This is a genomic window from Salipaludibacillus sp. HK11 (assembly GCF_047795645.1).
GTDB lineage: Bacteria > Bacillota > Bacilli > Bacillales > Salisediminibacteriaceae > Salipaludibacillus.
Map to the genome: position 1 here is coordinate 522,621 of NZ_CP181045.1, position 25,061 is coordinate 547,681.

Here is a 25,061-nt window from a genome sequence, read left to right on the forward strand (position 1 = left end):
AATCTCTTATCGTTAATTGAGTATACGCACGTAAAAAGAAAACTTGTCCATTTTTTAAAAAAAGGAGAATTGGACCAATGTATAGAAGTAATTAAGAGAACAGAAGCAGAGGGACACTTCTCACGACTTAAAAGAAGCGCAGGGACGGTTCTTCCGCTTCCAAATTTAGAGGAGGTACAGCTTTCATGTCTTTTAAAATAACAGCAATTAATGGAGATTTTTATCATGACAAAGAAGTGTCATTTAAAGCAATTGAACGAACGGTTGAGTTGTTAAAAGAAGCAGATGAGGAAGTTGAAATAAACTATATTTTACCGAGTGATCTCATTGACGATTTAAAGTCAAAATCATCAAAACCAGATGCAGTGATTTTATTTAAAGAAAATCGTTTAAATCCTGAAGACGATCATGTTGAGACGTGGATGGATAGTGAAATAGAATCGGCCATTACCTATTACGTTGAAAATGGGGGTGGTTGGTTGGCGTGGCACTCAGGAATGGCGAAGTTCGAAAATGCGCAAGACTACCTTACCATGTTACGAGGATCGTTTATCCACCATCCTGCAATGCAAATCGTTGAGTATACTGCTGTGCCAGGTGCGGAATTTATCGTAGAAGATAAAACGTTCAGCTTTTTAGATGAACATTATTTTGTCGAATGCGATGAAGAGAACACGAATGTCCTGCTTAAATCAAAGTCGATTGATGGAGAATCGATTGGTGGATGGGCTCATGAATATGGAAAAGGTCGCGTCGTATGCCTTGCTCCAGCTCATCTTGAAGAAGGCTTATTACATCCAGCCTTTCAAAGAACGGTTGTCAATTCATTGAAATGGTGTCGGGGATAGGAACGCTTTCAGATACTTGCTCATAATAAAGAAGTATAAGAAATCCTTCGAAAACAATCATAAAAAACCTCTGAACTTTTATTTTTCAAAAGGACAGAGGTTTTTTGTTTAAACAAAGCGATTTTGATCGGTTTTCTAGGTTTTCTCCGAATGAAGTGTTGATTGCGATGTACTTGTGCTCCCTTACGACTTCGCTATTTTTTCCCGAAGTAAAACAATCCAAGCAGTAGCCAGAATACAGTCACAATGAAGGAGAAAATTAGGATGGCAACAGGGCCGAACTGAGCAACGAGTGGCATCGCGGCTGCAGTAAATAATCCACCACCAACAAGTGGTTCAAAGAGAATTTGTTTATAGCCAAATCCTTCAAGGGCAGGGGTACGGTTTTCAGGATCGACGACTTTCATCAAAAGCAAGCCTGTTGCCGTAATTCCTGTCGCCTGACCGAAGTCACCTATACCTCGTTCAAACCAATAAGAAGGGATCATTTTTGGTGCTAAAACTAAAAATGCAAAAAGATTCCAAACTAGCCCAACCATAGCTAACGAAACAAAGGCAACGATGTTGTCTCCGATGACTTGCAACGAAATTGTACCGATGGCAGCGACGATTAAAATATCTAAAGAAAGACCACCAATGCGGTTAATCAACTTTCTATCAATAATTTTAAAAGTATCATAACGTTGAGAGAAACCTTGAACGATAATCCCTCCTGCCATCGCCAATGGAAATAAAGGTACATAAATCATTAAATATGTGTCTGTTAAAGGTCCCCATGACACTGATTCAAGCCAAACTAGACCTTCCAAAAGCAAAATCCCAACTCCAATAGAGACTCCTACATAAGCAAGGTGTATCGAAAGCGGTTCGATCGATTCGGGGCGGGTTGTTATGTCTGCACCTGAATCACGTTCATCAAAGTCAATAATACCATGCTGCCCATCAACTTTTACTTTATCACTTCCACCAAGCTCCTTTGCACGACCTGTTCGCACGCCCCAATTGATGAGAATTATTCCGATGAGGACACCACTTAATATACCGATTGTTGCTAAACCAATAGCCATATCGTAGCCTTCTGCAAAGCCTAGTTCTTCAAAGGTATTACTTAAACCAGCTGCCGTTCCGTGTCCACCGACAAAACTAATTTCAATGAGTGTGCCGGCTAATGGATTGACCCCGTAAAATGGAGTTAATATCAATAGAACGAGCAATAAACCAACGACATATTGTCCCCATGAAACCATCTGACCCATCGCGACTTGAGGTCCACCAATGTCCCATACTTTTTTTAAGCTTGGTAATTCTTTTCCGAGGAAAAGGCAGGCAAAGACGATATTAATAAATAGACCAGGAAGCGTAGACCAAACTGAGAGAATATCTGGTGTTAGGAATCCTTGCGATAGAAAAAATTCTTCTTCTGTAAAAATTAATACGATCCTCCCTAGCACTTCGGGGCCAACTAAAAGTGCGATCAACCCTGCAATAATTGATGATGGAAGAAAGATATTTTGCAGCATGGGGGTAAAGACTCTGACCCACTTGCCAATGACTATAAAAACTGCTAAAACGACAAATCCAAGTCCAACGAGTTCTGCTGACATAAGAAATAATCCTCCTTAAATAGTAGCAAGATGATTGTGGTTTTTAAAAATATCTGAAAACATTATAAATCTAAAAATTCTTCTGCGACTTAGTATGTAATATAAGGAACGTCAATACCAATAAAGTATACCCTGCAAGTCAATTAGAAAAACGTGGAAATTTAATTAATGGGATCGTTTGTACATAGTGAAAAAGCAGCATCATAATTATTAATCGAAAAACGGGATAAACATATAATTCCTATTGAACGATAATGTGAGTGTTTCCATAATCAAAGATACTATTACACACTTTTACAACCTAAACAAAGGTTAGATTTTTCATGGATGTATTGAGTGATATATAACGAGATTAATGGAGATACAGAGAGATGTATGGAAAAGGGTCTGTATAAAATTTTGATAGTTATAGAGAATACCGATAACTATAGCAAAACGATAGCTAGCAATCGTTTTACAAATTTTTTTGATATGTTAGGATAGCAATCAAGATATTAAGAAAGGGGAACTAACAATGAATAAAAAATCGTTTTTAACTATATCCCTTGCAGCAGCAGTCGCAGTAATGGCTGCTTGTTCTGATGAAGGGGAAGGTAATGTAAATGAATTAAACGAAGGAAACAATGGAAACAATGAGGAAGTAGAAACGCAGGAGGAAGAATCTGCTGAAGATAACGAAGCTTCATTGGAAGATGCACTAGGCGAAGAGGGAATGGCTGAGCAACCTGAAATGCCTGAACCAGATTTAGATGACATTCCTGATGTTGTTGCAGATGTAAATGGAGAGGAAATTTCAAATGAAGAGTTTGAAGCTACATATACAGCACAATTTCAGCAAGTTGCAATGCAATCACAAATGTCTGGTGAGGAAGTAAATCAAGACCAATTAAAAGAACAGGTTGCTGACAGTCTTGTTTTTACAGAACTTCTCGTTCAGGAAGCAGAAAACAGTGATATTGAAGCTTCACAAGAAGATGTTGATCAAGCGCTAGAAGAAATAATAGCACAAAGTGGACTTCAATCAGAAGAAGAATTTATGAATGCAATGCAAGAACAAGGAGTCGAAGAAGATGAGGTTATGTCTCAGGTAGAAACAGAAGTAATAATTGACAAAGTAATTGCTGCTGAAGCTGGTGAAATTGAAGCGACAGATGAAGAGCTACAAGAAATGTATGATATGGTAGTCGCTCAGCAAGAGCAAATGGGTGAAGCAAGTGAAGAAGAAGTGGAAATCCCATCCTTTGAAGAAGTTGAACCAGAACTTGAACAACAGGTAGTAGGTCAAAAAGAAGCAGAAGCTACTCAAACGTATGTTGAATCCTTGCGTGAAGAGGCAGATGTTACCATTCACCTATAATTGAATGATTGCTAGTGGATAGTAAAGAATTTCGGAACCATGGAAGGTTCTTTGCTTCAGGAAATAATGTGACTAAAAGGAAAGGTGGAATCTAAGACGGAAATGTCTTTGGATTCCACTTTTTATTATCTTTAGATCATACTCTAGTGAGAAGCGCCAATAGGTTCTCTAACAACTTTTACATCATAAAAAGTTGTTTTATTCTTAAGGATAAAGTCAGGTTGTCCGCCACGGTGAGCGTGAGATTCTTTAAATGCATCGCTAGCTGTCCACCCCTTGAATGCTTCTTTTGAACTCCATTTCGTATAAATCGTTACTTCTTCATAGTCAGATGTATTTTCCGTAAGCAATACTTCTAAACCTAAGAAGCCGTCCATTTTCTCAACCATTCCAACTTTATTGAAGCGCTCAATCAACTTTTCTGAAAAACCTGTTTTTACGTGTACTGTATTTGTAACAATAATCATTTTTATTTCCTCCTAATTTTTTATAAATGGAACGAAGCCATTTTATCTATCTAACTAACCATAAATTAATTTCTACACATACTTTTCAATACGATTCTGTTGCGGTGCATGTACGGATTTTTTCTTATTTGTTACCGGTATGATAATAGGGTAATCATCTTCATACTTTATTTTTGCATCAATTTCGTATACCTCTTTTAAAAAACTAGAAGTTAAAACACTTTCAGGAGATCCAGTTGTGACAATCTTTCCGCTCTTCATTGCGATTAAATAGTTACTGAAAAATACAGCTTGTTGTAGGTCGTGTAATACCATCACAATCGTGATGTTGTATTGCTTGTTAATTTGCTGGAGTATTTCCAATACATCGAACTGATGAGCAATATCTAAAAATGTCGTTGGTTCGTCTAAAAGTAGAATATCTGTTTTCTGAGCAAGTGCCATCGCAATTCGTGCTTTTTGTTGTTCACCTCCTGATAGAGTATGGTACATCTGATCTGCGTGTGGTTTTGTACTTGTTACTTCCATTGCCCAATTAATAATCGCTTCATCGTCGGATGACACGTTGCGTGCAAATTTTTTCTGGTAAGGAGAACGACCATATGAAACTAGCTCTTTCACAGTTAAATGAAGCAGTAAATCTTTTGATTGGGGGAGCATCGTGACTGTTTTGGCAAATTCTTTTGTTTTATACTGCTTAGATGCTTTGCCATTTATAGATACATTACCAGTATCACTAGGCTGTAATCGAGTGATAATATTTAGTAACGTTGATTTCCCAGAACCATTTGGTCCAATGATTGTTGTGATTTGACCTTTAGGGAAACTAGATGAAATCGACTCAAGTTTAAAATTTCCCCTCTGCAAGCTAATCTGTTCTGTTTCCATAGCTTTCATCACAGCATTCCTCGTTTCCTTAATAAAATTAAAAAGAAAGGTGCTCCAAGGGCAGCTAATAGTATCCCTACTGGTAATTCGATTGGATCAAACCACGAGCGAGCAATCGTGTCTGCTAGGACAACGAGACCCGCGCCGCCAACAATGGATAAGGGAAGTAGCAAGCGATAGTCGTTCCCTATTAAAATACGAAACACATGGGGGACAACTAATCCTACAAACCCTACTAATCCAGCAACACTAACCGCGGTTCCGGCTAAGAAAGCAGCTAAAATAATGATTAAAAAACGTTGCAGTTCCACATGATTTCCTAACAATTTAGCTGAATCATCGCCTAGTAATAGCAAGTTAGATGGTTTTATTGCAAAGAAGGTTAAGATTAACCCGATTATTGTATAGGGAGCCATAAATTCTAGATGATGCCAACTGCGACCATTTAAGCCGCCAGCTAACCATGGAAGAACAGCTTGCACGCGATCACTATAAATCACCATAAATCCATTCGTGACGGCCCCTAATAAAGAATTCATTGCAACCCCTGCAAGAATAATTTTTACAGGTGATGCCCCGCGATCCCATGCTAATGCATAAATTATAACGGATGTTGTTAAGGCACCTAGAAAAGCAGAAGCAGGAAGTAGATAACTAAATTGCGGGAATAAAATCATACAGATTATTGCGGCAAGTCCCCCCCCAGCCGTAACCCCAATAATTCCTGGGTCTGCAAGTGGGTTTTTCATCACTCCTTGAAGGAGCGCGCCTGACGCAGCTAAACAGGCTCCAACGAGTATGCCTATTAAAATTCGAGGAAGCCGTAAATCAAAAATGATCGTTCTCTCGACACTCGGAAAATCTGTAGTGAAAACCATCCAAATGTCAGGAATGGACAATGGAACAGAACCTTCAATTAATCCATATATAGCAGATAGTAATAGAAATATTGGAGTAGCAATGATTACCCATCTTTTTTTAAATTTATTTTCTAACGGTTTATTCATAGATAATTACCTCACGGGCTCTAGTAAGTCATCGAGTAAATCAAGAGCCTCTATGATTCTAGTACCAGGATTTGCACCGAATAAGTCTGATGGTAAGACTTCGACGTGATTTTTTATAACAGCATCTAAATTATTCCATGCTCCGTTTTCTTTCATCTCTCTGATAAAACCCTCTCTGACACTTTCTGAGTTCCCATGGGTCATTAAGAGAATCAGGTCAGGATTTGCTTCTACTATTCGCTCACCATTCAATTGAGCATATTGCGGATAATTTTCTAGACTTGGAAAGTCGCTAGCTATGTTAATACCGCCAGCATGTTCTAGAATGTCTCCGCTTAGAGAATTTGGCAATGCAGCCATGTATGTTCCAGGAGCACCGTAGACGACGAGTACTCTTGGAGAATCTGAGGAACTATCACCTGAAAATGACGTTATTTTATCATCTATGTCGGATATTATCTCATTTGCCAAATCATCTTTTTCCAGAAGTTGCCCATATAATTCAATTTGCCTTTTTATTTCATCAATAGAATTAGCACTTGTTAAGACCATTTCAGCGCCAATTCCCTCAATGATTGGAATATCTTTTGTACTCATAGGATCATTTCCAAGAACGACATCAGGCTTAACATACGTGATTTTTTCTAAATCAATTTCATGAACTGTTCCGATTTCTTCAACGGTTTGAAGTTCATCAATATATAAGGGGCTGTTAGTAGTAGGTCGGCCAACAAGATTGCCCCCTAAAGCATGAATAATATCCATATCGCCGTTGCTTAAGGCTGCGATATTGGAAGGAGCGTCAGTAAAAGAAATTTCTCTGTCAGCAAAGTCATGAATGACGGCTGCGTAATCAGATGCTTCTTGGGTTAAAGATTTTGTTATTTCAGTATTTTCTGAACTTTTAACTGTTGATTCGCTGCAACCAGTTAGGATTAATAATGTGATGGGAATGATCCCGAAGATTTTTTTCGCAATAAGATTTCCCTCCAATTTATTTAATGAATGACGAAGTAAAAAATTTAAACCCTAGGCAATTGATAGTGATATTCATTATCAATTACAAATAAATCATATATGGTGCAGTTATACATTGTCAATAGCTAAACGATATTTAGGTTGTGAAAACATTGCAAATAGGAGTAAAATCAAAAAATATAATTAATATATATAGAAAAATATTGAGAAACATAATAGGAAAGGAAAGTGAAAGGATAGAAAAAAATACTAAAAATATACAAATTTGTACTTGACATTATTTTCATAGTTACTATAGTATTAAGCTTGAAGTTGGTAGTTTTTATCAATTAAGTTGGCTTTTGGAGGGAGGATAGGGTGGCCAAAATAAATATCGATGGAGAAAGGTCTTTTTTTACAAGAAGTATTGAGAATGATTATCACTAAATGTGGTTTGTTAAAAGAAGCAAATTTTTTTGTGAAAAACAATTGATAATAATAATCATTATCAATAAAATGGAGTCTTTCTATCCGTGTAAGGGATTTTTTTAAAATCTTCTATTGAGAATGATAATCATTATTAAAAAGGAGAGTTTTGAGTGAAATTAAATAAAGTTTTTTTTAGTATGTTGTCTCTGTTGTTCTTTGTTGCCTTTCTATCACCACTGCAAGCGTATGGAGAAACAACCCTATCTGACGGTACATATAAGGTTGGTTTTACTGTTCTTCATGCTAGCGATGATTCAGCATCGATTGCAAATGATTATTGGGATAAACCAGCTACACTGAATGTGAAAGATGGTGTAACAACCGTTCAAATGCAGTTAAATCATAGTGATTGGATTAAGGAATTTCAAGTGATGAATAATGGTGCTATGAATCATGTAGCTGTGATTAGTTCTGATAGCACAGCAGACACAAGAGTTGTTCAATTTCAGGCGTCAGATCTTTCAAGTCCAATAGAGTCAAAAATTCATGTCATTGTTCCAGATATTGACTATGACAACCATTATACAGTTCGGCTTTCTTTTGATATGAGCAGTTTAAATCAGACAAGTGCGGCTGAAGAAACTCAATCGGATGAATCCGATGAATCTCAGGAAACAGCAAGTACGAATGAATCGAGCTCTTCCACTGATGAAAGTGATGAAACGGTAACAAGTTCAAGTACAGGATCAGATGGAAATAACTCCTCAAGTGATGAGAATGTAGTTAGCAATCCGCAAACATCTGATTTGACGAATTATTATTTATATATTTTAGTTTTAATTGGATCCATTGGCGGACTGATTGTCCATAAGAAGTTAAATACTAAAGAAGTTTAAAGACGATGTACCAATATAGATAAAAAGGAGAAATGTCATAGTGAAGAATCTTATACAAAAACTATTTATCGTTCTTATGATTGTTTTATTACTTTCACCTACAGCGACACCGATTGTTGCTCAAGCAGCTGACGACATAGAAGATGGTGAATATTCGCTTAATTTCACTTTCTTAAAGGCAGGGACAGGAGATGCCTCCGTGATGGATGGTTACACTGAAAAACCGGCAAATTTATCGGTAGTGAATGGTGAACAGTACATCTCTTTAACTTTGAGACAGAGCGAAGAAATAACTGGTTTTAAAGTAGAAGTAGACGGAGAACTAGTCGACACAGATGTTGTGAGTGAAGACGCACAAGCGAATACGAGAGTCGTAGGTTTTCCAGTAGAAGACGTATCGTCGATTCAACAAGCGTGGGTCAAAATAGATTGGCCATTAGTCAATTATCACAACGAATATGATGTTGATGTGAAATTTGATACAGATAATCTTCCACGAGTTCCAGACTCAGACTCAGACCCAACACCAGAAGAACCGGTTGAAGATGTTGACTTAGAAGATGGAGACTATACGGTGGCATTTACGACATTGCGTGCCGATAATGATAATCCATCAAGTATGGGAGATTATTTAATTAACCCAGCAGATCTGACAGTGGAAGATGGGACAAAGTATGTCACCTTGACAATAAATGATAGTTCGACAATTACGGGACTTGAGTTAAAGCAAGGCGATGAGTTTGTTGCAGGAGAGGTCGTAAATACAAACGAAGAAGAAAATACACGAAGCGTAAAATTTGAGATTAACAATCTATCAGAAGTCATTGATGCAGAAGTATCGATGGTAGTAGGAACTTATAGTGCAACAAGACCGTTCCGAATTTCCTTTAATACAGCAAGTGTTGAAGCAGTAGATGGAATTTCAACACCAGAGCCAGAACCAGAACCAGAACCAGAACCAGAACCAGAACCAGAACCAGAACCAGAACCAGAACCACAGCCAACACCGGAAGAACCAGTTGAAGATGTAGACCTTGAAGATGGAGAATATAAGCTTGATTTTACATTTCTAAAAGATGGTACGGAAGAAACGTCAGTTATGGATGGTTACACAGTAAAACCCGCAAGTTTATTAGTTGAGAACGGCGAGAAATTTATTTCCTTAACGTTAAAACAAAGTGCAGAAATCACGAGTTTTAAAGTACAAGTCGATGGTGACTTAGTAGAAACAGAAATTATAAGTGAAGATGCAGAAGCGAATAGAAGAGTCGTAGGTTTTCCAGTGGAAGACTTATCTTCTATTGTTAATGGGTGGGTCAAAATAGATTGGGCAGCACTAAATTATTACAATGAGTACGATGTCGATATAAGTTTTGACTTAGATAGTCTCGTACCAGCGGATGAATATGATCCTACACCAGAACCAACACCAACGCCTAATCCAGTTCCGGAACCAACACCAGAGCCGACAACAGGAGATGAAGTGGAGTTTGAAGATGGAAAATATACAATAGATTTTTCAGTATTAAAGAATGGTACAGATGACATATCTGTGATGGATGACTACACATTAAAGCCAGCACTCTTAGAGGTTTTAGATGGTGAATCATATATTCATATCACTCTCACAAATAGTAGTTGGATTAAATTTTTACAAGTCAACCAAAATGGTAGCTACGAAGATGCAGAAGTTGTAAGTTCCAATGAAGCCGATGATACAAGAACTGTAAGGTTTCATGTATCTGATTTAACAATGAAATTGGATGCTTATACACATGTTGCTGTACCTAATATAAACTATGACAATCACTATACAGTTCAATTCCAATTTGACCCTGAAAGTATTGAAAGTTTACAAGGAGAATATACTCCTGAGCCTGTTAATTCAATAGAATCACCAGAGACTTCAAATGGTGATAACTCGTCAGATGAAACTGACAATGGCGAAGGAACTTCTGGAGATGAGAATGATTCAAATGAAGAGGGCTTAGAATTTGATCGTAACGGTGATGAGATAACTGATGTGAAAAAGAATAAATCAACAGACAAAGTTGCAAATTCAAAGACAAGTGACACGATGGGATTACTACTTTACGTCGTCATGCTTATTGGATCTATTGGTTTTATCGTAAGAAAATATCGCTTAGGAACACTATAATTTTTTAAAAGAATGAACGAATCAGTTGTGGTGCACCTTATGGCGCCATGACTGATTCTTTTCAAAATTGGAGGCGTGCGTAAACATGTTCGTACAAAAGCATACACAATTTGTTTTATTCATAGTTCTCTTGCTTTCCATAACAATAATTGGATGCAGTTCCACAGCAGGAAGTGGTCATTCTAACGATGATTCGGATACGGAAAATATGAATCTAGAAGAATTCGGAAACCAAGAAAACGAAGAAAATGAAAATCAAAATGACATTGACACAGAACATCGAGTTGTCTCGACGAGTGTTGCCGTTGCTGAAATAACCGATGCGTTAGAAATTGACTTGATTGGTGTGCCGAAATCGTATAAAGATTTACCGGAAAGATACGATGACGCGACAGTTGTTGGGAATGCAAAAACGCCAGATATGGAATTGCTAAAGTCAATGAAACCAACGGAAGTTCTTTCTGTGACATCGTTAGAATATGATCTTGCCCCATATTTTGAAGATCAGGATATGGAAATACACTTTTTAAATTTACAGAGCCTCGAAGGAATGAAAAAGGAGATTGACAGGTTTGCAGAAAAATACGATCGTGAAACGCAAGCTGAAGAGCTCCTTGCAACTTTTGACACAAAAATCTCGGAAATAGAAAAAGAAGTGGCAGGAAAAGAGTCTCCGACTGTCTTGATATTACTAGGTGTGCCTGGAAGTTATTTGGTTGCTACAGAAAACTCTTATATAGGGAACCTAGTGGAAATTGCCGGAGGGGAAAATATCGTTGAAGGGGAATCTGTCGAATTTCTTGCATCCAATACGGAGTACTTACAGCAAGCAAATCCAGATGTTATTTTAAGAGCCGCCCATGGCATGCCTGAAGAAGTCATTGAAATGTTCGATGAAGAGTTTAAAGCAAATGATATATGGAAGCACTTTAATGCTGTACAAAATGATCGTGTTTATGACTTAGAAGAACTCCTGTTTCCGACAACGGGAACGATTCGAGTTGTAGAGTCGTTAGACGTATTAATGAATATGCTTTATCCAGAAAACTAAGACAATATAGAGGATGTTAACAATGAGAAAAATAGTAATTAGCTTCATTGTGGCTACGACCCTTCTGATTTTTGTGATCTTGAAATCTGCCACAATGGGGAGTTTGGATGTCACTAGTATAGAACTTATTAATGGATTATTGATGGGTGGAAATGAAAAAGTAGAGATCATTAAAGATCTCCGCTTACCGAGAATTATCATCTCTTTATTTGTCGGCGCCTGTTTGGCTGTATCAGGGTTACTGTTACAGGCGGTGATGAGAAATCCATTAGCGGAAGCGGGGATCATTGGGATTTCTTCAGGAGCAAACTTTGTTTCTATTTTCGTACTTTCGTTTTTTCCACATCTGTTTTTTTGGTCGCCGTTACTAGCATTTTTTGGTGGAGCGTTTGCCTGCTTTTTAGTGTATGCATTTTCTTGGAAGTCTGGACTCAGTCCTCTTCGCCTCATATTAATTGGGGTAGCTGTAAATGCAATATTCTCAGGTTTAAATGAATCATTTAATTATCGTGGGAGTTATGCAGTCACAAGCATTACACAAGCGACGACTTCTACGTTATCGATGAAGACGTGGAGTGATGTTGATGTGATGGTTCTTTATGGCTCCATTGGACTTATTCTTTCATTTTTGCTATTTTCTTGGTGTAATCTTTTAGCGCTTCAAGATAAGACAACAAAAAATTTAGGGTTTCGAGTTCATCGTGCACGAATACTTATTTCCATTGTTGCTGTTCATTTAGCGGCTGTTTCAACGGCAATAGCTGGAGTTATAGCATTTGTTGGGTTACTTATTCCACACTCAGCACGTATTTTAGTTGGGAATAACCATAAAGTTCTTATCCCTTTTTCCGCTATTTGTGGAGCCTTACTCATATTGACAGCTGACACTTTAGGAAGAACGATCATTGCACCGAATGAAATTCCAGCTTCAATCATTATGGCAATTATTGGTGGACCCTTTCTAATATTTTTAATAAGAAAGAGTGGAGGTATTTATGGAGATTAAAGATATAGCATTTTCGTATGACAAGAAAGTGAAATTGTTGAAATCAATTAATACATCGGTGGAAAAGGGTGAAATCACAACGATTATTGGCCCAAACGGCAGTGGGAAATCAACATTATTAGGCGTGTTATGCCGACACTTGACTGCCGAAACTGGTCAGGTTGTGCTAGATGGTAAAGATTCCGTTCATTATAAACCGAAGGAATTTGCTAAAAAACTAGCGATCGTTCACCAACAGAATGAAGCTCCATCTGATATGACAGTAGAAAATATCGTTGCTTTTGGACGGCTACCATACAAAAGTATTTTCCAGCAACCGAGAGATGAAGATAGAGAATCAGTAGAATGGGCGCTATCATGTACAAATTTAACCGAAAAAAGAAAATTAACAATAGATAAGTTATCTGGTGGGGAAAAACAACGCGTTTGGATTGCCATGTCATTAGCGCAAAAAACGTCATTATTATTATTAGATGAACCGACGACTTATTTAGATATTTATTATCAATTTGAAGTATTAGAATTTATTAAGGGTTTGAATAAGGCGTACGGATTGACAATTTTAATGGTTCTCCACGATATTAATCAAGCAATAAAGTACAGCGATCAAATAATTGTAATGAAAGACGGAGAAGTCTATATGAAGGGGACGCCGAAGCAAGTAATTACAAAGGAAACAATGAAGCACATTTACGGTGTTGATGTCGTTTTACGAGACGATAAAGATACAGGATTACATATTATCCCGATTGGAATATAAAGGTGGGAAAGAAGATGGATAAAAAGCGACTTAATACTAGTAAGAAAAAAAGCTTCTTCCACAGAATGGTGACATTACTTATTCTTTCGGTCATCCTGTTTTCTACCTATAAAGTAGTTGATATTTTCTATGGATACTACACTAATAGAGAGGTCCTTGCTGAAGCGCAATCGATTTACGATAGTAGCGTACCAGATGAAATTGTCACACATGATAAAAAGCAGATCCGTTCTCAATTTGAAGAATTGCTACAAATTAATCAGGATATTGTCGGATGGATAACGATAGATAATACGAACGTGGACTACCCAGTACTGCAAGCAAAGGATAATGACTATTATTTATTTCGTAATTATAAGAAAGAAGAAACTAGAGCAGGAAGTTTGTTCATGGATTTTCGAAATGATTCTTCAGAGATACCACGAAACACGATAGTGTATGGGCATAATATGAGGGATGGATCAATGTTTGGACAACTAGATAAGTTTTTAGACGAAGAATTTTTTTTGGCTAATCAAACCTTTTACTACGATACATTATATGAAAAATATGATGTCGAGATTATTTCTGTTTATTTAAGTACAACGGATTTTTATTATATCGAAACAGATTTTGATACGGATGATGATTACCTTCACTTTTTGCAAGAGATACAACAGAAATCACAGTTTGATACCGAGAGAAATCTTACAGCGGAAGACAATATTTTAACATTATCAACATGTGATTCTACTTTGGATTCTGAAGAAGGAAGATTAGTTGTCCATGCTAGGATTGTTGAGAGATAGGTATTAAGTAGAGAGGGAGCAGAGGGGCTGTTTCTATCTTAAAACAAAAAAGGCTCTAAGTTGAGAGCCTTTTTGTATGATCTATCTTTTATATCCACCTTCTGAAAGAATAACCTGACCTGTAATCCAATCTGCTTCATCACTCATTAGAAATTTTATCGTTTTTACAACCTCTTTCGGCTCACCAATTCTACCGAAAGGAAACATCGACTTTAATTGTGTTTTTATTTCCTATGTCATCCAGCCAGTATCAGATTCCATGGGTTTATCGCATTGACTGTTATACCTAAAGGCGCTAACTCAGCCGACAATGTAATTGTTAAAGCATCGACGCTCCCTTTATTGTAGCATATGCTAACTCCCCAAGCATGGGCCTTTAAACTGTCCGGAAGAAATATTAACTATTCTACCCGATTTTTTATTAAATCTTACTTGCAAATATACTACTCAATAATGTTGTTCCAGGAACATTTACCAGGTAATGTCTATCTAATATTTCTACAATCAGCCACAAATCCGTCATCAGATATTTGTCCTGCTCGAAATGCTCTTTGTGAATAATTGTCCAGCATCTTCAGAGAAAAACGTGGGAGGTGTGATGGCAATACAGAACGTTTAAGATTTTTCTAGGTGAGTTGAACTATGACAGAATAGATTCTACGTTCATCAGCTTCCTTAATTTTGATAATTAAATGGTCATAATTAAGGCTATTTCCTTGAACAGGAATTCGTTGGAATTCTTCTTGCAGCCAACCACCAATTGTGAAATAAGTCGTATCAGGTAATTCCACATTTGTAAGCCGAGCAAAATCATCAAGAGGATAATCTGCATGAAACTGAAAAGTCGAAGTATCAATTTGTTTAAACCTTTTAACAACATCATCGTGCTCATCATAAATTTCTCCGACAATTTCTTCTAACATATCCTCCATTGTTATTAAACCAGCCGTTCCGCCATACTCATCAATAACGATTGCCATATGTGATTTCACATTTTGCAGTTGTGGTAATAGCGTATGTATTTTCATCGACTCTACAACGAAAATTGGAGTTCTTACTAACTGTTTCAAATTAATTTCTGATTGTTGAATAAAAGCCTTTAAAAAATCCCTTTCAGATAAAACCCCAATGATATTGTCAATATGATCTTCAAACACTGGAATTCTAGAATAACGCTCTCTAAAAAATATATTTTTAATCTTTTCAGCATTGTCATTGATATTGCAAGTAACCATGTTTGTTCGTGGCGTGAAAATTTCTTCCACGACAATGTCATTAAATTCAAATGAACGATGAACAAGCTGTTTTTCATTTTCACCTATGATTCCTTCATCTTCACCGATCTGAACCATCATTTTTAATTCTGTTTCGGTCATGGATGGTGATGTGGTATTTTTATTTACTAATGATCCAACAAATTTTCTTAGTTTGAGAAAAATCCAGTTGACAGGATAAATAATTTTCATTAACAGTAGTAAAATCGCCGAAATTTTTGATGTGAATAATTCAGCATATTCTTTCGCAAATGATTTAGGGAGGATTTCTCCGAAAATAAGAATAAATCCAGTAACAACTATGGTACTAATAATTGCTCCTAAGTTAGCACCAAATAATTGGGCAGCCAGTTGTCCAGATAGAGTTGCTGCAGCAATGTTGACAAGATTATTTCCGACAAGGATTGTCGAAAGGGCCTCGTCAAAATTATTAGTAATATGAAGTGCTTTTTTAGCACCTTTGTCTCCAGCTTCAGTCATTGTCTTTAATCGAATCGCATTTACACTAGAAAAAGCCGTTTCCGATGAAGAAAAAAAGGCAGATAAAATTAAAAGAATTAGTAAAAATAAAAGAACTCTCAAAGAAACATCCATGCTTTTATCACTCCCCATCATTAATTTCTAGCTATTGTCCGTAAATTATTCATAAGGAAGCAAGAGAACCGTCCCCGCGCTTCCTGTTTCCTAATAATGTTAGTTTAGCGGTTTGTTTTAATGGGTACAATAAGATAAATATATATGTTTATAACTTTTGTATAACTTATGCATAACTAATGATTGGAGTCTAACATGAATCTTCCTCAAATTTTAAAAGAACAATTACTATATACCATCGGTCCTGCTCCAAAAGAGATCACTGATATAAACTATGATTCTAGAAAAATAACGAATAATGGCTGTTTTGTTTGTATAAAAGGAGATAATACAGATGGTCATTTATATATAGAAAAGGCAGTGTTACAAGGAGCAGTTCAAATTATTGGGGACAAGCAGGTTGTAATGATTGAGAATGCAAAGCGGTATACTGATGTTCAATTTGTTCTTGTCAGAGAACCTAAAAAAGCGCTTGCGCTTTATTCCTCTTATCTACAAAACCATGCTCATAAAGAGATGTCTTTAATAGGGGTAACGGGTACATATGGTAAGACGACTATTACTGCTTATATTTGGAACTTATTAAATAGTTCAGAAATTAAAACGGGATCTATAGGTACCGCTGGTGTTTGGGATAACAATAGTTCTCTTACTCTCCACAGAAGCACACCTACAACACCAGAATCGTCCGACCTACACGCTCATTTAAGACGAATGAGAAAAAAGGATATTTCTTCAGTAGTAATGGAAACAACATCGATAGGTATTGATCAAGAAAGGCTGTATGGGCTACATTTCGACATTGCAGTGCATTCAAATCTTCATCCAGAACATTTAGATTATCACAGAACGTTTGATAATTATAAGAAAGCGAAATTAAGGTTATTTGAACATGCAAATGTGGCAGTAGTAAATACTGATGATGTGGGTATGAGTAAGGATATTATTTCAACGTTCAAAGGGGAACTTTGGACATACGGCATTCATCATAACGCTACCGTTCAAGCGAAAAATTTGAAACCTACAGAGAACGGTAGTTGCTTTGATTTGCTTATTAAAGATCACCAGTATAATATTTATATACCAGTACTAGGTACACACAACATTTATAATTTCCTTGCTAGCCTTTGTGTATGTCTCGCAAAAGGTTTAGCGATTAAAGAAATTCTGCCACTTCTTCATAAACTTGAAGGTCCGCCAGGGAGACTCGAACTCATTGCTGAGTTCCCTAATCGAAAAATGATATTTGATTTTTCTCACACTCCGTACGCGTTAGATAATTTACTTAAAACAATAAAGCCCATTCCTTACAAACGTTTAATCATTATGATTACTGGAATTGGCATTAGAGAAAAATCTCTTCGGGCACCGATAGCGAAAGCGGTGGAGGGGAGAGCGGATGAGATTGTTGTAACAGCTGATCATCCTGGAAATGAAGATCCATTAGTTATTGTTAACGATGTGATAGCTGGGTTTGAGCTTATGACAGAGAACGTTCATCCCGTATTAAATCGAGGGGAAGCGATTAAGAAAGCAATGGAGCTTACTAAAGAAGGAGACCTGATATTAATAACTGGTCTATGTATGGAAGAATTTCAAATTATTAAAGGGAAGAAAGTTCCATATCATGATTATGATCATGTTAAAGAATTTTTGGACAGTAGCAATTCACAAACATATCTTCAAGAGGTATCTGTTTGTAAGTAAGCCGAGAATTACTTGAATAATCAGCGGAAAGGTTTTTGTTGTTGGGAATAGAAAGATTGACTTCTGAAAAATCCTTAAAATCGATTTATTGATATAAATTCCTAAATACTAACACAAACTTTCAACCGAAAGAACCGTCCCCATGCTTCCGAGGAAGCGCGGGGACGGTTCTCTTGCTTTTATTCGAAAGGATCGACTTGGACAGAGGTTTGTTTCCCGCTCATTTGAATGCCTGTCTTTTTATTGCCAATGTAGCTGATATCTTTTAATAGGTTTTCAATTAGCTGTTTCGACTTCGCACTTTCTTTGCCTTTTACAATGAAAGAAACAGAATCACCAGACTGTAGAATTTGTTCTGCACGTCTTTTTTTCGTTTCATAGTCATGCTCTTCAATATTTGACGTAAGCCGGATCTCTTTCACTTTAGGTTTGCGATTTTTTTTCTTATTATCTTTTTGTTTTTCTTGTTTTACAGCGCCTGAACCAATCAGCTTGCAAGGTGGAGGGGAAGACGTAATCGATGTACATACCAAATCTACCTTGTGTTTTTTCGCCATTGCTAGCGCATCATAAGTTTTGATAATGCCTAGATCTTCTCCGTCGATACCTGTGAGATGAACCTCGTCTGCCCTGATTTTATTGTTTTTAATCATAATGAAAACCTCCAATATTTAGATAGTATATGTCCATTTTTTCGAAATTGGATTTATTAAAATGGCGATTTTGTTTGTTGATTGTTGCGGAACCAGATCACGACAGGAATGAGCAAGAGTGAAAGAACTCCTCCGATAAGTGACAGCATTGAAAAACTAGAGTACGCAACGATTACACCAGATAGTGCCCCGCCTGATGCACCTGCCAAAGCAATGAAGACATCGACAGATCCTTGCGTTTTTGCACGCTTAGATGGATTTGTTGCATCCACGAGAAGCGCCGTACCGCTAATCAAACCAAAGTTCCAACCTAGTCCAAGTAAAGCTAGCGAAATAGTAAGTACTAGCACTGAGTCAGGTGGTGCGACAGCGGCAAGAACTCCTGAAGCTAGCAAAGTAACACCAGCAGCAACTGCCATGGGCATGCGGCCAATCTTGTCAACGAGCATTCCAGTAAGTAGTGAAGGAAGATACATCGCAGCGACATGAATGCTAATGATTAATCCTACGGCACTCAATGCATGTCCATGATGTCCCATATGTACAGGTGTCATCGTCATAATCGCAACCATCACAATTTGCGTAACAATCATCACGGAAGCACCAAGAAATACACCGCGTTTGTTGAATTGCTGAGGTTGAGATGTTTTATCGGAAAGCTCATCAGGAGGATTGCTTTCATTTTTGACATTGACTTTTGCAATGGCTTTTGCAACGATAAACGGATCTGGCCGAAGGAAAATGAGTAGAACCAAACCTGCAAGAATATACGCTGTTGCTGCTAGCATAAACGGGCCTGTTAAAGCAGGGAATCCAATGGACATCGCGAAGTCACCTAAGATACCGACTAAATTCGGACCTGCAACAGCACCAAATGTCGTTGCCATCAATGCAACACTAACTGCGGTTGCTCGTTGCCTAGTATTTGCTAAGTCGGTACCTGCATAACGCGCCTGTAAATTTGACGCAGTACCAGCGCCATAGATTAATAGCGAAGCAAACAGAAGTAGAACACTACCAGTTAATCCAGAAATTACAACACCGATGGCTCCAATTCCTCCTGCCAAAAACCCTGATGATAGTCCTAAACGTCGTCCAAATCGTTGCGACAGTTTTCCGATAAGAAACGCTCCACCAGCAGAACCCAACGTGAACAACGCAACCGGAAGTCCAGCGAAACTATCTGTCCCTAGCATTTCTTGAGCAAGAAGCGCTCCCACGGTGATTCCTGCTGCAAGTCCAGCTCCACCAAAAATTTGTGAAAAAATAACAATTATTAATGTTCGTTTGTATAATTTTTTTTGTTTTTCAGGAGAATGAATGTATTTTCGTAACCATTCAGGTTGCTTTTCTATTGATCTTGATTTGTCAGTATAAGTATCTGTCATTATCAACTCCGCCTCTCAATGAAACTTATATGCCTAATTTTATATGCAACATATCTCAGGAAGCAAGAGAACCGTCCCCGCGCTTCCCCCGTCCGAGTTTCTTAGTGCTGCTTTCGTATTTCAAATAAAAAATAAACATCCATAAATTAGCATAAAAAGTATATAATAAAATGAAAGTATGTAAGCGTTATCTTTAATAGGAGGGGTTATTTTGATTGATACTGAACTTTGCAGAGTCGTTATTGTCGATGATGAAACCCTAATTAGACAAGGGATTAAACATTACTTCGATTGGGAAGAGGAAGGTTTTCTGATTGTTGGTGAAGCATCGAACGGGCAAGAGGCGCTAGATTTGGTTGAATCTGTGACTCCACATATTATTATTACAGATATTGTGATGCCGATTATGGATGGGGAAGAATTAACAAAAATAGTAAAGGAAAAGTATCAAAATATTGAGGTGTTGATCTTAAGTAGCTATGGGGAATTTGATTACGTGCGATCTAGCTTTCAAAGTGGTGTCGTTGATTATATTTTAAAACCAAAACTTGAAGCAGACACATTACTTAAAGCATTAAAAACAGCAGCTAGTAGAGTAACCGGATTAAATATGAAAGAGAAACATGGAAATGTTGATATGTCAGTTGATCGGATTATCGACAAATTAATTTCTGGGTTTGAAGTAAATTTTGATAAGGAAGAGATGAGACAATTTTTGCCTTACAGCAACTATTTTTTATTAGGAATCGATATAAATAACCTAAAGTCTGAGCAAAGTCTACCAATATTAAATGAGATAAAGGAAAAATTCGAATTAGCATCGCAAAACAATCAGTTTCAAACAGTTTTTCATTTCTTTAAATCACATCAGAATACGTTATTTTTCTTAATTAATAGAAACAGTAATGAATTGGACAATATCGTTGTTTATATCTCTAAAGTGATCAAAGCAAATGTTAGCTATGTATTAAGTGATGTTTTTACTGATTTTTCCCATTTAGAGAAGGTTTACAATGAGAGTCTTTCAAAACTGATTAAATGTAGATTTTATTATCCAGAACGGACTGTTATGATACACGAGCAAATGCTAAAGGCTCCAGCAAAGTTGGTACATTTTAATTTGGAACGGTTTACAGAAGAATTGAAACGGGAACGTTTTGAAGCTGCTTTTAGCTATTTAGACAAACATGTTCAGTTAATAACTGAAATACGAAGTATGGATATATTTGAATATAAATCGTTTTTTAACAATATCATTTTCACCATTACGATTCTGCTAAGAAATATGGATTATAATGTAAAGGATTTGGAGAAAAAGAAATATTCCTATATGACATCGATTGATGAGGCGTCGACAGCGAAAGAAGTTGTCTACCAATTGGATCAATTTGTTGATGAATCAAGACATTGTATTTTTAAACAGCAAAGCGAAGCTGAAAATCCCAATATGAAAATGCTTATAGAGTATATTTCGGATCATTATATGGAGCCGATGAGTTTATCAGAAATAGCAAAACATTTTCACTTTAATCCTTCTTATTTATCTAGTTATTTTGCTGCGCATAATAAAGAAGGTTTCATAGAATACTTGAATAAAATTCGAATTGAAGAAGCGATAAAATTGCTTAGATCAAGTTCTTCATCTATTTCTGAGATTAGTGGCATGGTCGGATATTCGGATCACAGTTACTTTTGTAAAGTTTTCAAAAAAATAATTGGATTATCACCAAGCCAGTACAGAAGAAAACAATATAAATGATAGAAAGGAATACATGATGGCATTTATACGAGATAGGATAAAACATAATGGTTTATTTATAAAATTATTCTTCTTCACTTTAATTATAATAGTTGCAGTATCGATAACAATTACACTCACAACGCTTCGAATGTCGGAGCGTCTTTTCATCGACACATTTAGTATTACAAATGAAAAAGTCTTGAATCAAATAACAGGTAACTTCGAGTCATTTAATTATTCCATTGTGAGTGCATCCAATCATCTGCAACAAAACAGTACAATTAGAACAATTCTTACGAGAGAACATACAAATGCTGATTTAATGAATGCTTACTATCATTTAAATAATCATGTCGATTCGATTAAGGCCAATCTTGATACCTATGAGGCAGGAATTATGCTTGTTGGAATGAAGGGAATTAGTTTTTCAACGCAACGTCCATATTGGCAGATGTCTGATGAAGATTGGTCTGAGCATGAAATAACATCTAACACATTAGATGATCCTCGAAGACTTATGTATCAATATTACCGGCCGAGTCAAACGGAAATCGAAGATGAGGAGCAGATAATTATTGCTTCTAAAGCGCTTATGGAACGAATTTCTGGTGAAGTCTATGGTACGGTAAACTTTGCAATGAAAGAGGAGGATTTCAGACAGTTTTACAACAGCTTTACAAGTCCTGGAAATGATGTGTATTTAATGGATATGTCTAGCGTTATTGTATCGAGTAACCGAACAGACTTAATTGGAGAGACAGAAACAGATCTATTTTCATATGTAAAAGAAATTGAAACAGAATCACAAGATTATATAAATAGAGAATTCATGGGGAAGGATCATATTATATTAAGTGAATATCTACCTTTTTTTGATATGTACTTAATCAATACGATTGATAGAGAAGTTGTAACGGAAGGTGTTATTGATAAAAAAGAAATTGCGCTACTTGTAATGGGGATTGTCTTCATCGCATTAATTATTGTTTTTATATTTTCTAGAAAAATAACAAGTTCATTATCAAAGCTTGTGAAACAAATAGGAAATACTCCAAAACATGATTTTCATCAATACGTTTCGGTTACTGGAACGTATGAAACGAGACAAATAGGTAATGCCTTTAATTCAATGTTAGATGAGCTTCATGAATATGTTGAACAACTGATGTTATCACAAAAGCAAAAACGAAATGCTGAATTGGCGACACTGCAACATCAAATTAATCCTCACTTTCTATATAATACACTGACATCGATCAAATTTATGGTACAGCAGGGTGGAAAAGAGGATGCTGCGCATATGATTCATTCGTTTATTTCTTTATTACAAAATACGATTGGTAATGTTAGAGAAACGGTCACAATGAAGCAAGAGATCGAGAATTTAAAAAACTATGTCTTCATAAATCAGAAACGTTATGGCAATCGAATCAAAGTGAATTATTTCGTTGCACCTGAATGCAAGGAGTATCATGTTCCTAAATTGATTTTGCAACCATTTGTAGAAAATGCTTTCTTTCATGGATTCAATCAAAAGCCAGAAGGGTCAATTAATGTGATGGTCTGGAAAGAGGGGGATTGGTTGGTCTGTGAAGTGATGGATAACGGTGATGGAATGGAAGTTTCAAATGACAAGAAATTTCCTGAAAAGAAACAGAAAAAACAACAGTTTTCAGGAATAGGGATACGGAACGTTCATGAACGGATTCAGTTAATCTATGGAGAAGATTATGGTGTAGAAATAAGTAGTAAAATTGGCGAAGGGACTAAGGCTCGTATGACACTCCCAAGCCCTAAAAAACAAAGTGTTCTTTCGGAATAGGTGTTGGAATAATAAAAATCGTTATAGAATCTAAAAAAAGTCTTAGTTAGAGAAAGCTTCTATATTAAAAGATATAGAAATATCACAAAATTGCAAAAATATAATCCTAATGATATGAAGCCTGCAAGTGATATCATGATGATGTAAGAGAAAGCGCTTACAAAAAACTAAAAATAGGGGGAATTAAGAATGAAAAAAATGTGGGTAACATTATTTTTAGTATGCATCATGTTGTTAGCGGCATGTTCTTCAGGAAATGATTCAGATTCGACAAGTGGAGAGGCATCCAATAATGAGAATGACAATGTAAGTGAAAATGATAATGAGGAAGTAAATGATGAAGAAAACAATGAAGAAAATGAAGCTGTTGAAGAAGGCGAGGCAGGTGCAATTACAGTTTGGGCATGGGACCCGAATTTTAACATTAAAGCAATGGATTTAGCAAAAGAAGCTTATGCCTCTGAAAATCCAGATCTTGAGATTAATATTAATGAATTTGCTCAAGATGATATTATTCAAAAATTAAATACGAGCTTAAGCTCAGGTACTACGAGTGGCTTACCGAATATTGTATTAATTGAAGATTATCGGGCGCAAAGTTTTCTTCAGGCTTACCCTGGATCTTTCTATCCATTAACTGGTTCGTTTGAGGTAGATGATTTTGCTGATTATAAAATTTCACCAACAAGTTTAGACGGTGAAAACTATGCACTACCATTTGATACAGGTGTTACAGGATTGTTTGTAAGAACTGATTATTTAGAAGAAGCAGGCTACAGTATTGATGACCTACAAGATATTGATTGGAACGAGTACATTGAGATTGGAAAAGAGGTTAAAGAGGCGACTGGAAATCAGATGCTCACCTTGGATCCAAATGACCTGGGTATCATTCGTTTAATGATACAAACGAGTGGTTCTTGGTACGTTGAAGAGGATGGGACTACTCCTGACCTAGCTAACAACGAAGCGCTTCATGTTGCATTTGAAATATACAAAGAACTTCTCGATGAGGACTTAGCAAGAGTTGTTTCTGACTGGAGCCAATTCTTAGCAGGATTTAATAGTGGTGATGTTGCATCAGTACCTACAGGAAACTGGATTACAGCTTCTGTAAAAGCGGAAGAATCTCAGTCAGGAAACTGGGCGGTAGCACCTCTCCCAACTTTACCTGGTGTGGAAGGTTCTGTGAATGCATCGAACTTAGGTGGGAGTTCTTGGTACGTTCTTGACATCGAAGGGAAAGAAGACGCGGCTGATTTCTTAGCAAAAACTTTTGGATCTAATGTGGATCTATATCAAGACTTCATTACTGAAATAGGAGCTATGGGTACGTATTTACCAGCTTCGGAAGGGGATGCGTATCAAGTTGAAGATGAGTTCTTTGGCGGTCAGACAATCTTGGCTGATTTCGCAGAATGGTATGAGGAAATACCTCAAGTAAACTACGGTTTGCATACGTATGCCATTGAGGACGTTCTCGTGGAAGCGATGCAAAATTATCTTAATGGGCAAGAAGTTGATCAAGTGTTAGAAGACGCTCAACAGAACGCGGAAGCACAAGTAAACTAGCGATCAATATACTACCAATCTTTTTGCAAACTTATAAATGAAGGAGCCTCGAGAACATGCTCGCTTCGCCTTGAACTCAGAAGGGAAACGATCT

General features: G+C 36.8%; 20 protein-coding genes and 1 pseudogene. 12 read left to right on the plus strand and 9 right to left on the minus strand.

Translation table 11 applies throughout. The features are described 5' to 3' along the window. The first annotated feature begins 185 nt into the window (after positions 1–185). Positions 186–848, plus strand: a complete 663-nt coding sequence (locus ACM26V_RS02805) for a ThuA domain-containing protein (protein ID WP_416149948.1) — start codon at positions 186–188, stop codon at positions 846–848. 194 nt (positions 849–1,042) lie between these two features. Here ACM26V_RS02805 and ACM26V_RS02810 read toward each other — a convergent pair whose 3' ends face one another. Continuing rightward, entirely contained in the window at positions 1,043–2,452 is a 1,410-nt protein-coding gene (locus tag ACM26V_RS02810) for a sodium/glutamate symporter (protein WP_416149949.1), read from the minus strand. Between the two features lie 514 nt (positions 2,453–2,966). Between ACM26V_RS02810 and ACM26V_RS02815 the strand changes: the two genes are divergently transcribed. Beyond that, positions 2,967–3,809, plus strand: a complete 843-nt coding sequence (locus tag ACM26V_RS02815) for a SurA N-terminal domain-containing protein (protein WP_416149950.1) — start codon at positions 2,967–2,969, stop codon at positions 3,807–3,809. A 143-nt stretch (positions 3,810–3,952) separates the two neighbouring features. Here ACM26V_RS02815 and isdG read toward each other — a convergent pair whose 3' ends face one another. The 4 genes from isdG to ACM26V_RS02835 all read right to left on the minus strand — a co-directional run bounded on the left by isdG (position 3,953) and on the right by ACM26V_RS02835 (position 7,164). Then, positions 3,953–4,276: a heme oxygenase gene (gene isdG, locus ACM26V_RS02820; RefSeq protein WP_416149951.1), complete on the minus strand. Its 324-nt coding sequence runs from the start codon at positions 4,274–4,276 to the stop codon at positions 3,953–3,955. A 72-nt stretch (positions 4,277–4,348) separates the two neighbouring features. After that, the gene (locus tag ACM26V_RS02825) at positions 4,349–5,173 is read right to left on the minus strand and encodes an ABC transporter ATP-binding protein (RefSeq protein ID WP_416149952.1); all 825 of its coding nucleotides are present in this window, start codon (positions 5,171–5,173) and stop codon (positions 4,349–4,351) included. Further along, positions 5,173–6,171, minus strand: coding sequence for a FecCD family ABC transporter permease (locus ACM26V_RS02830; protein ID WP_416149953.1), 999 nt, complete (start codon positions 6,169–6,171; stop codon positions 5,173–5,175). The genes ACM26V_RS02825 and ACM26V_RS02830 overlap by 1 nt, the downstream gene beginning before the upstream one ends. 6 nt (positions 6,172–6,177) lie before the next feature. Next, a complete protein-coding gene (locus ACM26V_RS02835; protein WP_416149954.1) occupies positions 6,178–7,164 on the minus strand; it encodes an ABC transporter substrate-binding protein in 987 nt (328 codons plus the stop codon). Between the two features lie 563 nt (positions 7,165–7,727). Between ACM26V_RS02835 and isdC the strand changes: the two genes are divergently transcribed. The 6 genes from isdC to srtB all read left to right on the plus strand — a co-directional run bounded on the left by isdC (position 7,728) and on the right by srtB (position 14,216). Beyond that, positions 7,728–8,453, plus strand: coding sequence for a heme uptake protein IsdC (isdC, locus tag ACM26V_RS02840; RefSeq protein ID WP_416149955.1), 726 nt, complete (start codon positions 7,728–7,730; stop codon positions 8,451–8,453). Positions 8,454–8,493: 40 nt separating this feature from the next. After that, positions 8,494–10,611: an NEAT domain-containing protein gene (locus ACM26V_RS02845; protein WP_416149956.1), complete on the plus strand. Its 2,118-nt coding sequence runs from the start codon at positions 8,494–8,496 to the stop codon at positions 10,609–10,611. Between the two features lie 85 nt (positions 10,612–10,696). Then, the gene (gene isdE / locus ACM26V_RS02850; protein WP_416149957.1) at positions 10,697–11,662 is read left to right on the plus strand and encodes a heme ABC transporter substrate-binding protein IsdE; all 966 of its coding nucleotides are present in this window, start codon (positions 10,697–10,699) and stop codon (positions 11,660–11,662) included. A gap of 22 nt (positions 11,663–11,684) precedes the next feature. Further along, positions 11,685–12,668: a FecCD family ABC transporter permease gene (locus ACM26V_RS02855; RefSeq protein ID WP_416149958.1), complete on the plus strand. Its 984-nt coding sequence runs from the start codon at positions 11,685–11,687 to the stop codon at positions 12,666–12,668. Continuing rightward, the gene (locus ACM26V_RS02860; RefSeq protein WP_416149959.1) at positions 12,658–13,428 is read left to right on the plus strand and encodes an ABC transporter ATP-binding protein; all 771 of its coding nucleotides are present in this window, start codon (positions 12,658–12,660) and stop codon (positions 13,426–13,428) included. Before ACM26V_RS02855 ends, ACM26V_RS02860 begins: the two co-directional genes overlap by 11 nt. A 14-nt stretch (positions 13,429–13,442) precedes the next feature. Then, positions 13,443–14,216: a class B sortase gene (gene srtB, locus ACM26V_RS02865; protein ID WP_416149960.1), complete on the plus strand. Its 774-nt coding sequence runs from the start codon at positions 13,443–13,445 to the stop codon at positions 14,214–14,216. 81 nt (positions 14,217–14,297) lie between these two features. Here the strand turns inward: srtB and ACM26V_RS02870 are convergent. Together ACM26V_RS02870 and ACM26V_RS02875 are read right to left on the minus strand one after the other, a co-directional pair. After that, positions 14,298–14,724: pseudogene (locus tag ACM26V_RS02870) on the minus strand (SDR family oxidoreductase); the annotation flags it as partial. 118 nt (positions 14,725–14,842) lie between these two features. After that, positions 14,843–16,084 (minus strand): hemolysin family protein, encoded by a 1,242-nt coding sequence (locus ACM26V_RS02875; RefSeq protein WP_416149961.1) that lies wholly within the window; start codon positions 16,082–16,084, stop codon positions 14,843–14,845. A 195-nt stretch (positions 16,085–16,279) separates the two neighbouring features. Between ACM26V_RS02875 and ACM26V_RS02880 the strand changes: the two genes are divergently transcribed. After that, on the plus strand, positions 16,280–17,791 hold the full coding sequence (locus ACM26V_RS02880) for a UDP-N-acetylmuramoyl-L-alanyl-D-glutamate--2,6-diaminopimelate ligase (protein WP_416149962.1): 1,512 nt from the start codon (positions 16,280–16,282) through the stop codon (positions 17,789–17,791). A 179-nt stretch (positions 17,792–17,970) separates the two neighbouring features. Here the strand turns inward: ACM26V_RS02880 and infC are convergent, their stop codons facing one another. Together infC and ACM26V_RS02890 are read right to left on the minus strand one after the other, a co-directional pair. Then, the gene (gene infC / locus ACM26V_RS02885) at positions 17,971–18,444 is read right to left on the minus strand and encodes a translation initiation factor IF-3 (protein WP_416149963.1); all 474 of its coding nucleotides are present in this window, start codon (positions 18,442–18,444) and stop codon (positions 17,971–17,973) included. A gap of 56 nt (positions 18,445–18,500) precedes the next feature. Next, positions 18,501–19,832 (minus strand): MFS transporter, encoded by a 1,332-nt coding sequence (locus ACM26V_RS02890; protein ID WP_416149964.1) that lies wholly within the window; start codon positions 19,830–19,832, stop codon positions 18,501–18,503. A 211-nt stretch (positions 19,833–20,043) separates the two neighbouring features. Between ACM26V_RS02890 and ACM26V_RS02895 the strand changes: the two genes are divergently transcribed. From ACM26V_RS02895 to ACM26V_RS02905, 3 genes are all read left to right on the plus strand, one after another. Then, on the plus strand, positions 20,044–21,591 hold the full coding sequence (locus tag ACM26V_RS02895) for a response regulator transcription factor (RefSeq protein ID WP_416149965.1): 1,548 nt from the start codon (positions 20,044–20,046) through the stop codon (positions 21,589–21,591). A 16-nt stretch (positions 21,592–21,607) separates the two neighbouring features. Next, the gene (locus ACM26V_RS02900) at positions 21,608–23,395 is read left to right on the plus strand and encodes a sensor histidine kinase (protein WP_416151775.1); all 1,788 of its coding nucleotides are present in this window, start codon (positions 21,608–21,610) and stop codon (positions 23,393–23,395) included. A gap of 189 nt (positions 23,396–23,584) precedes the next feature. Continuing rightward, positions 23,585–24,967 (plus strand): ABC transporter substrate-binding protein, encoded by a 1,383-nt coding sequence (locus tag ACM26V_RS02905; protein ID WP_416149966.1) that lies wholly within the window; start codon positions 23,585–23,587, stop codon positions 24,965–24,967. Positions 24,968–25,061 lie beyond the last annotated feature (94 nt).

Excerpts from the sequence above, each read along its gene's own strand:
- ACM26V_RS02805 (WP_416149948.1), top strand. The coding sequence starts at position 186 with ATGTCTTTTAAAATAACAGCAATTAATGGAGATTTTTATCATGACAAA.
- ACM26V_RS02875 (WP_416149961.1), bottom strand. The coding sequence starts at position 16,084 with ATGGATGTTTCTTTGAGAGTTCTTTTATTTTTACTAATTCTTTTAATT.
- ACM26V_RS02830 (WP_416149953.1), bottom strand. The coding sequence starts at position 6,171 with ATGAATAAACCGTTAGAAAATAAATTTAAAAAAAGATGGGTAATCATT.
- ACM26V_RS02825 (WP_416149952.1), bottom strand. The coding sequence starts at position 5,173 with ATGAAAGCTATGGAAACAGAACAGATTAGCTTGCAGAGGGGAAATTTT.
- ACM26V_RS02905 (WP_416149966.1), top strand. The coding sequence starts at position 23,585 with ATGAAAAAAATGTGGGTAACATTATTTTTAGTATGCATCATGTTGTTA.
- isdG (WP_416149951.1), bottom strand. The coding sequence starts at position 4,276 with ATGATTATTGTTACAAATACAGTACACGTAAAAACAGGTTTTTCAGAA.
- srtB (WP_416149960.1), top strand. The coding sequence starts at position 13,443 with ATGGATAAAAAGCGACTTAATACTAGTAAGAAAAAAAGCTTCTTCCAC.
- ACM26V_RS02855 (WP_416149958.1), top strand. The coding sequence starts at position 11,685 with ATGAGAAAAATAGTAATTAGCTTCATTGTGGCTACGACCCTTCTGATT.
- ACM26V_RS02810 (WP_416149949.1), bottom strand. The coding sequence starts at position 2,452 with ATGTCAGCAGAACTCGTTGGACTTGGATTTGTCGTTTTAGCAGTTTTT.
- isdE (WP_416149957.1), top strand. The coding sequence starts at position 10,697 with ATGTTCGTACAAAAGCATACACAATTTGTTTTATTCATAGTTCTCTTG.
- ACM26V_RS02860 (WP_416149959.1), top strand. The coding sequence starts at position 12,658 with ATGGAGATTAAAGATATAGCATTTTCGTATGACAAGAAAGTGAAATTG.
- infC (WP_416149963.1), bottom strand. The coding sequence starts at position 18,444 with ATGATTAAAAACAATAAAATCAGGGCAGACGAGGTTCATCTCACAGGT.
- ACM26V_RS02815 (WP_416149950.1), top strand. The coding sequence starts at position 2,967 with ATGAATAAAAAATCGTTTTTAACTATATCCCTTGCAGCAGCAGTCGCA.
- ACM26V_RS02900 (WP_416151775.1), top strand. The coding sequence starts at position 21,608 with ATGGCATTTATACGAGATAGGATAAAACATAATGGTTTATTTATAAAA.
- ACM26V_RS02890 (WP_416149964.1), bottom strand. The coding sequence starts at position 19,832 with ATGACAGATACTTATACTGACAAATCAAGATCAATAGAAAAGCAACCT.
- ACM26V_RS02880 (WP_416149962.1), top strand. The coding sequence starts at position 16,280 with ATGAATCTTCCTCAAATTTTAAAAGAACAATTACTATATACCATCGGT.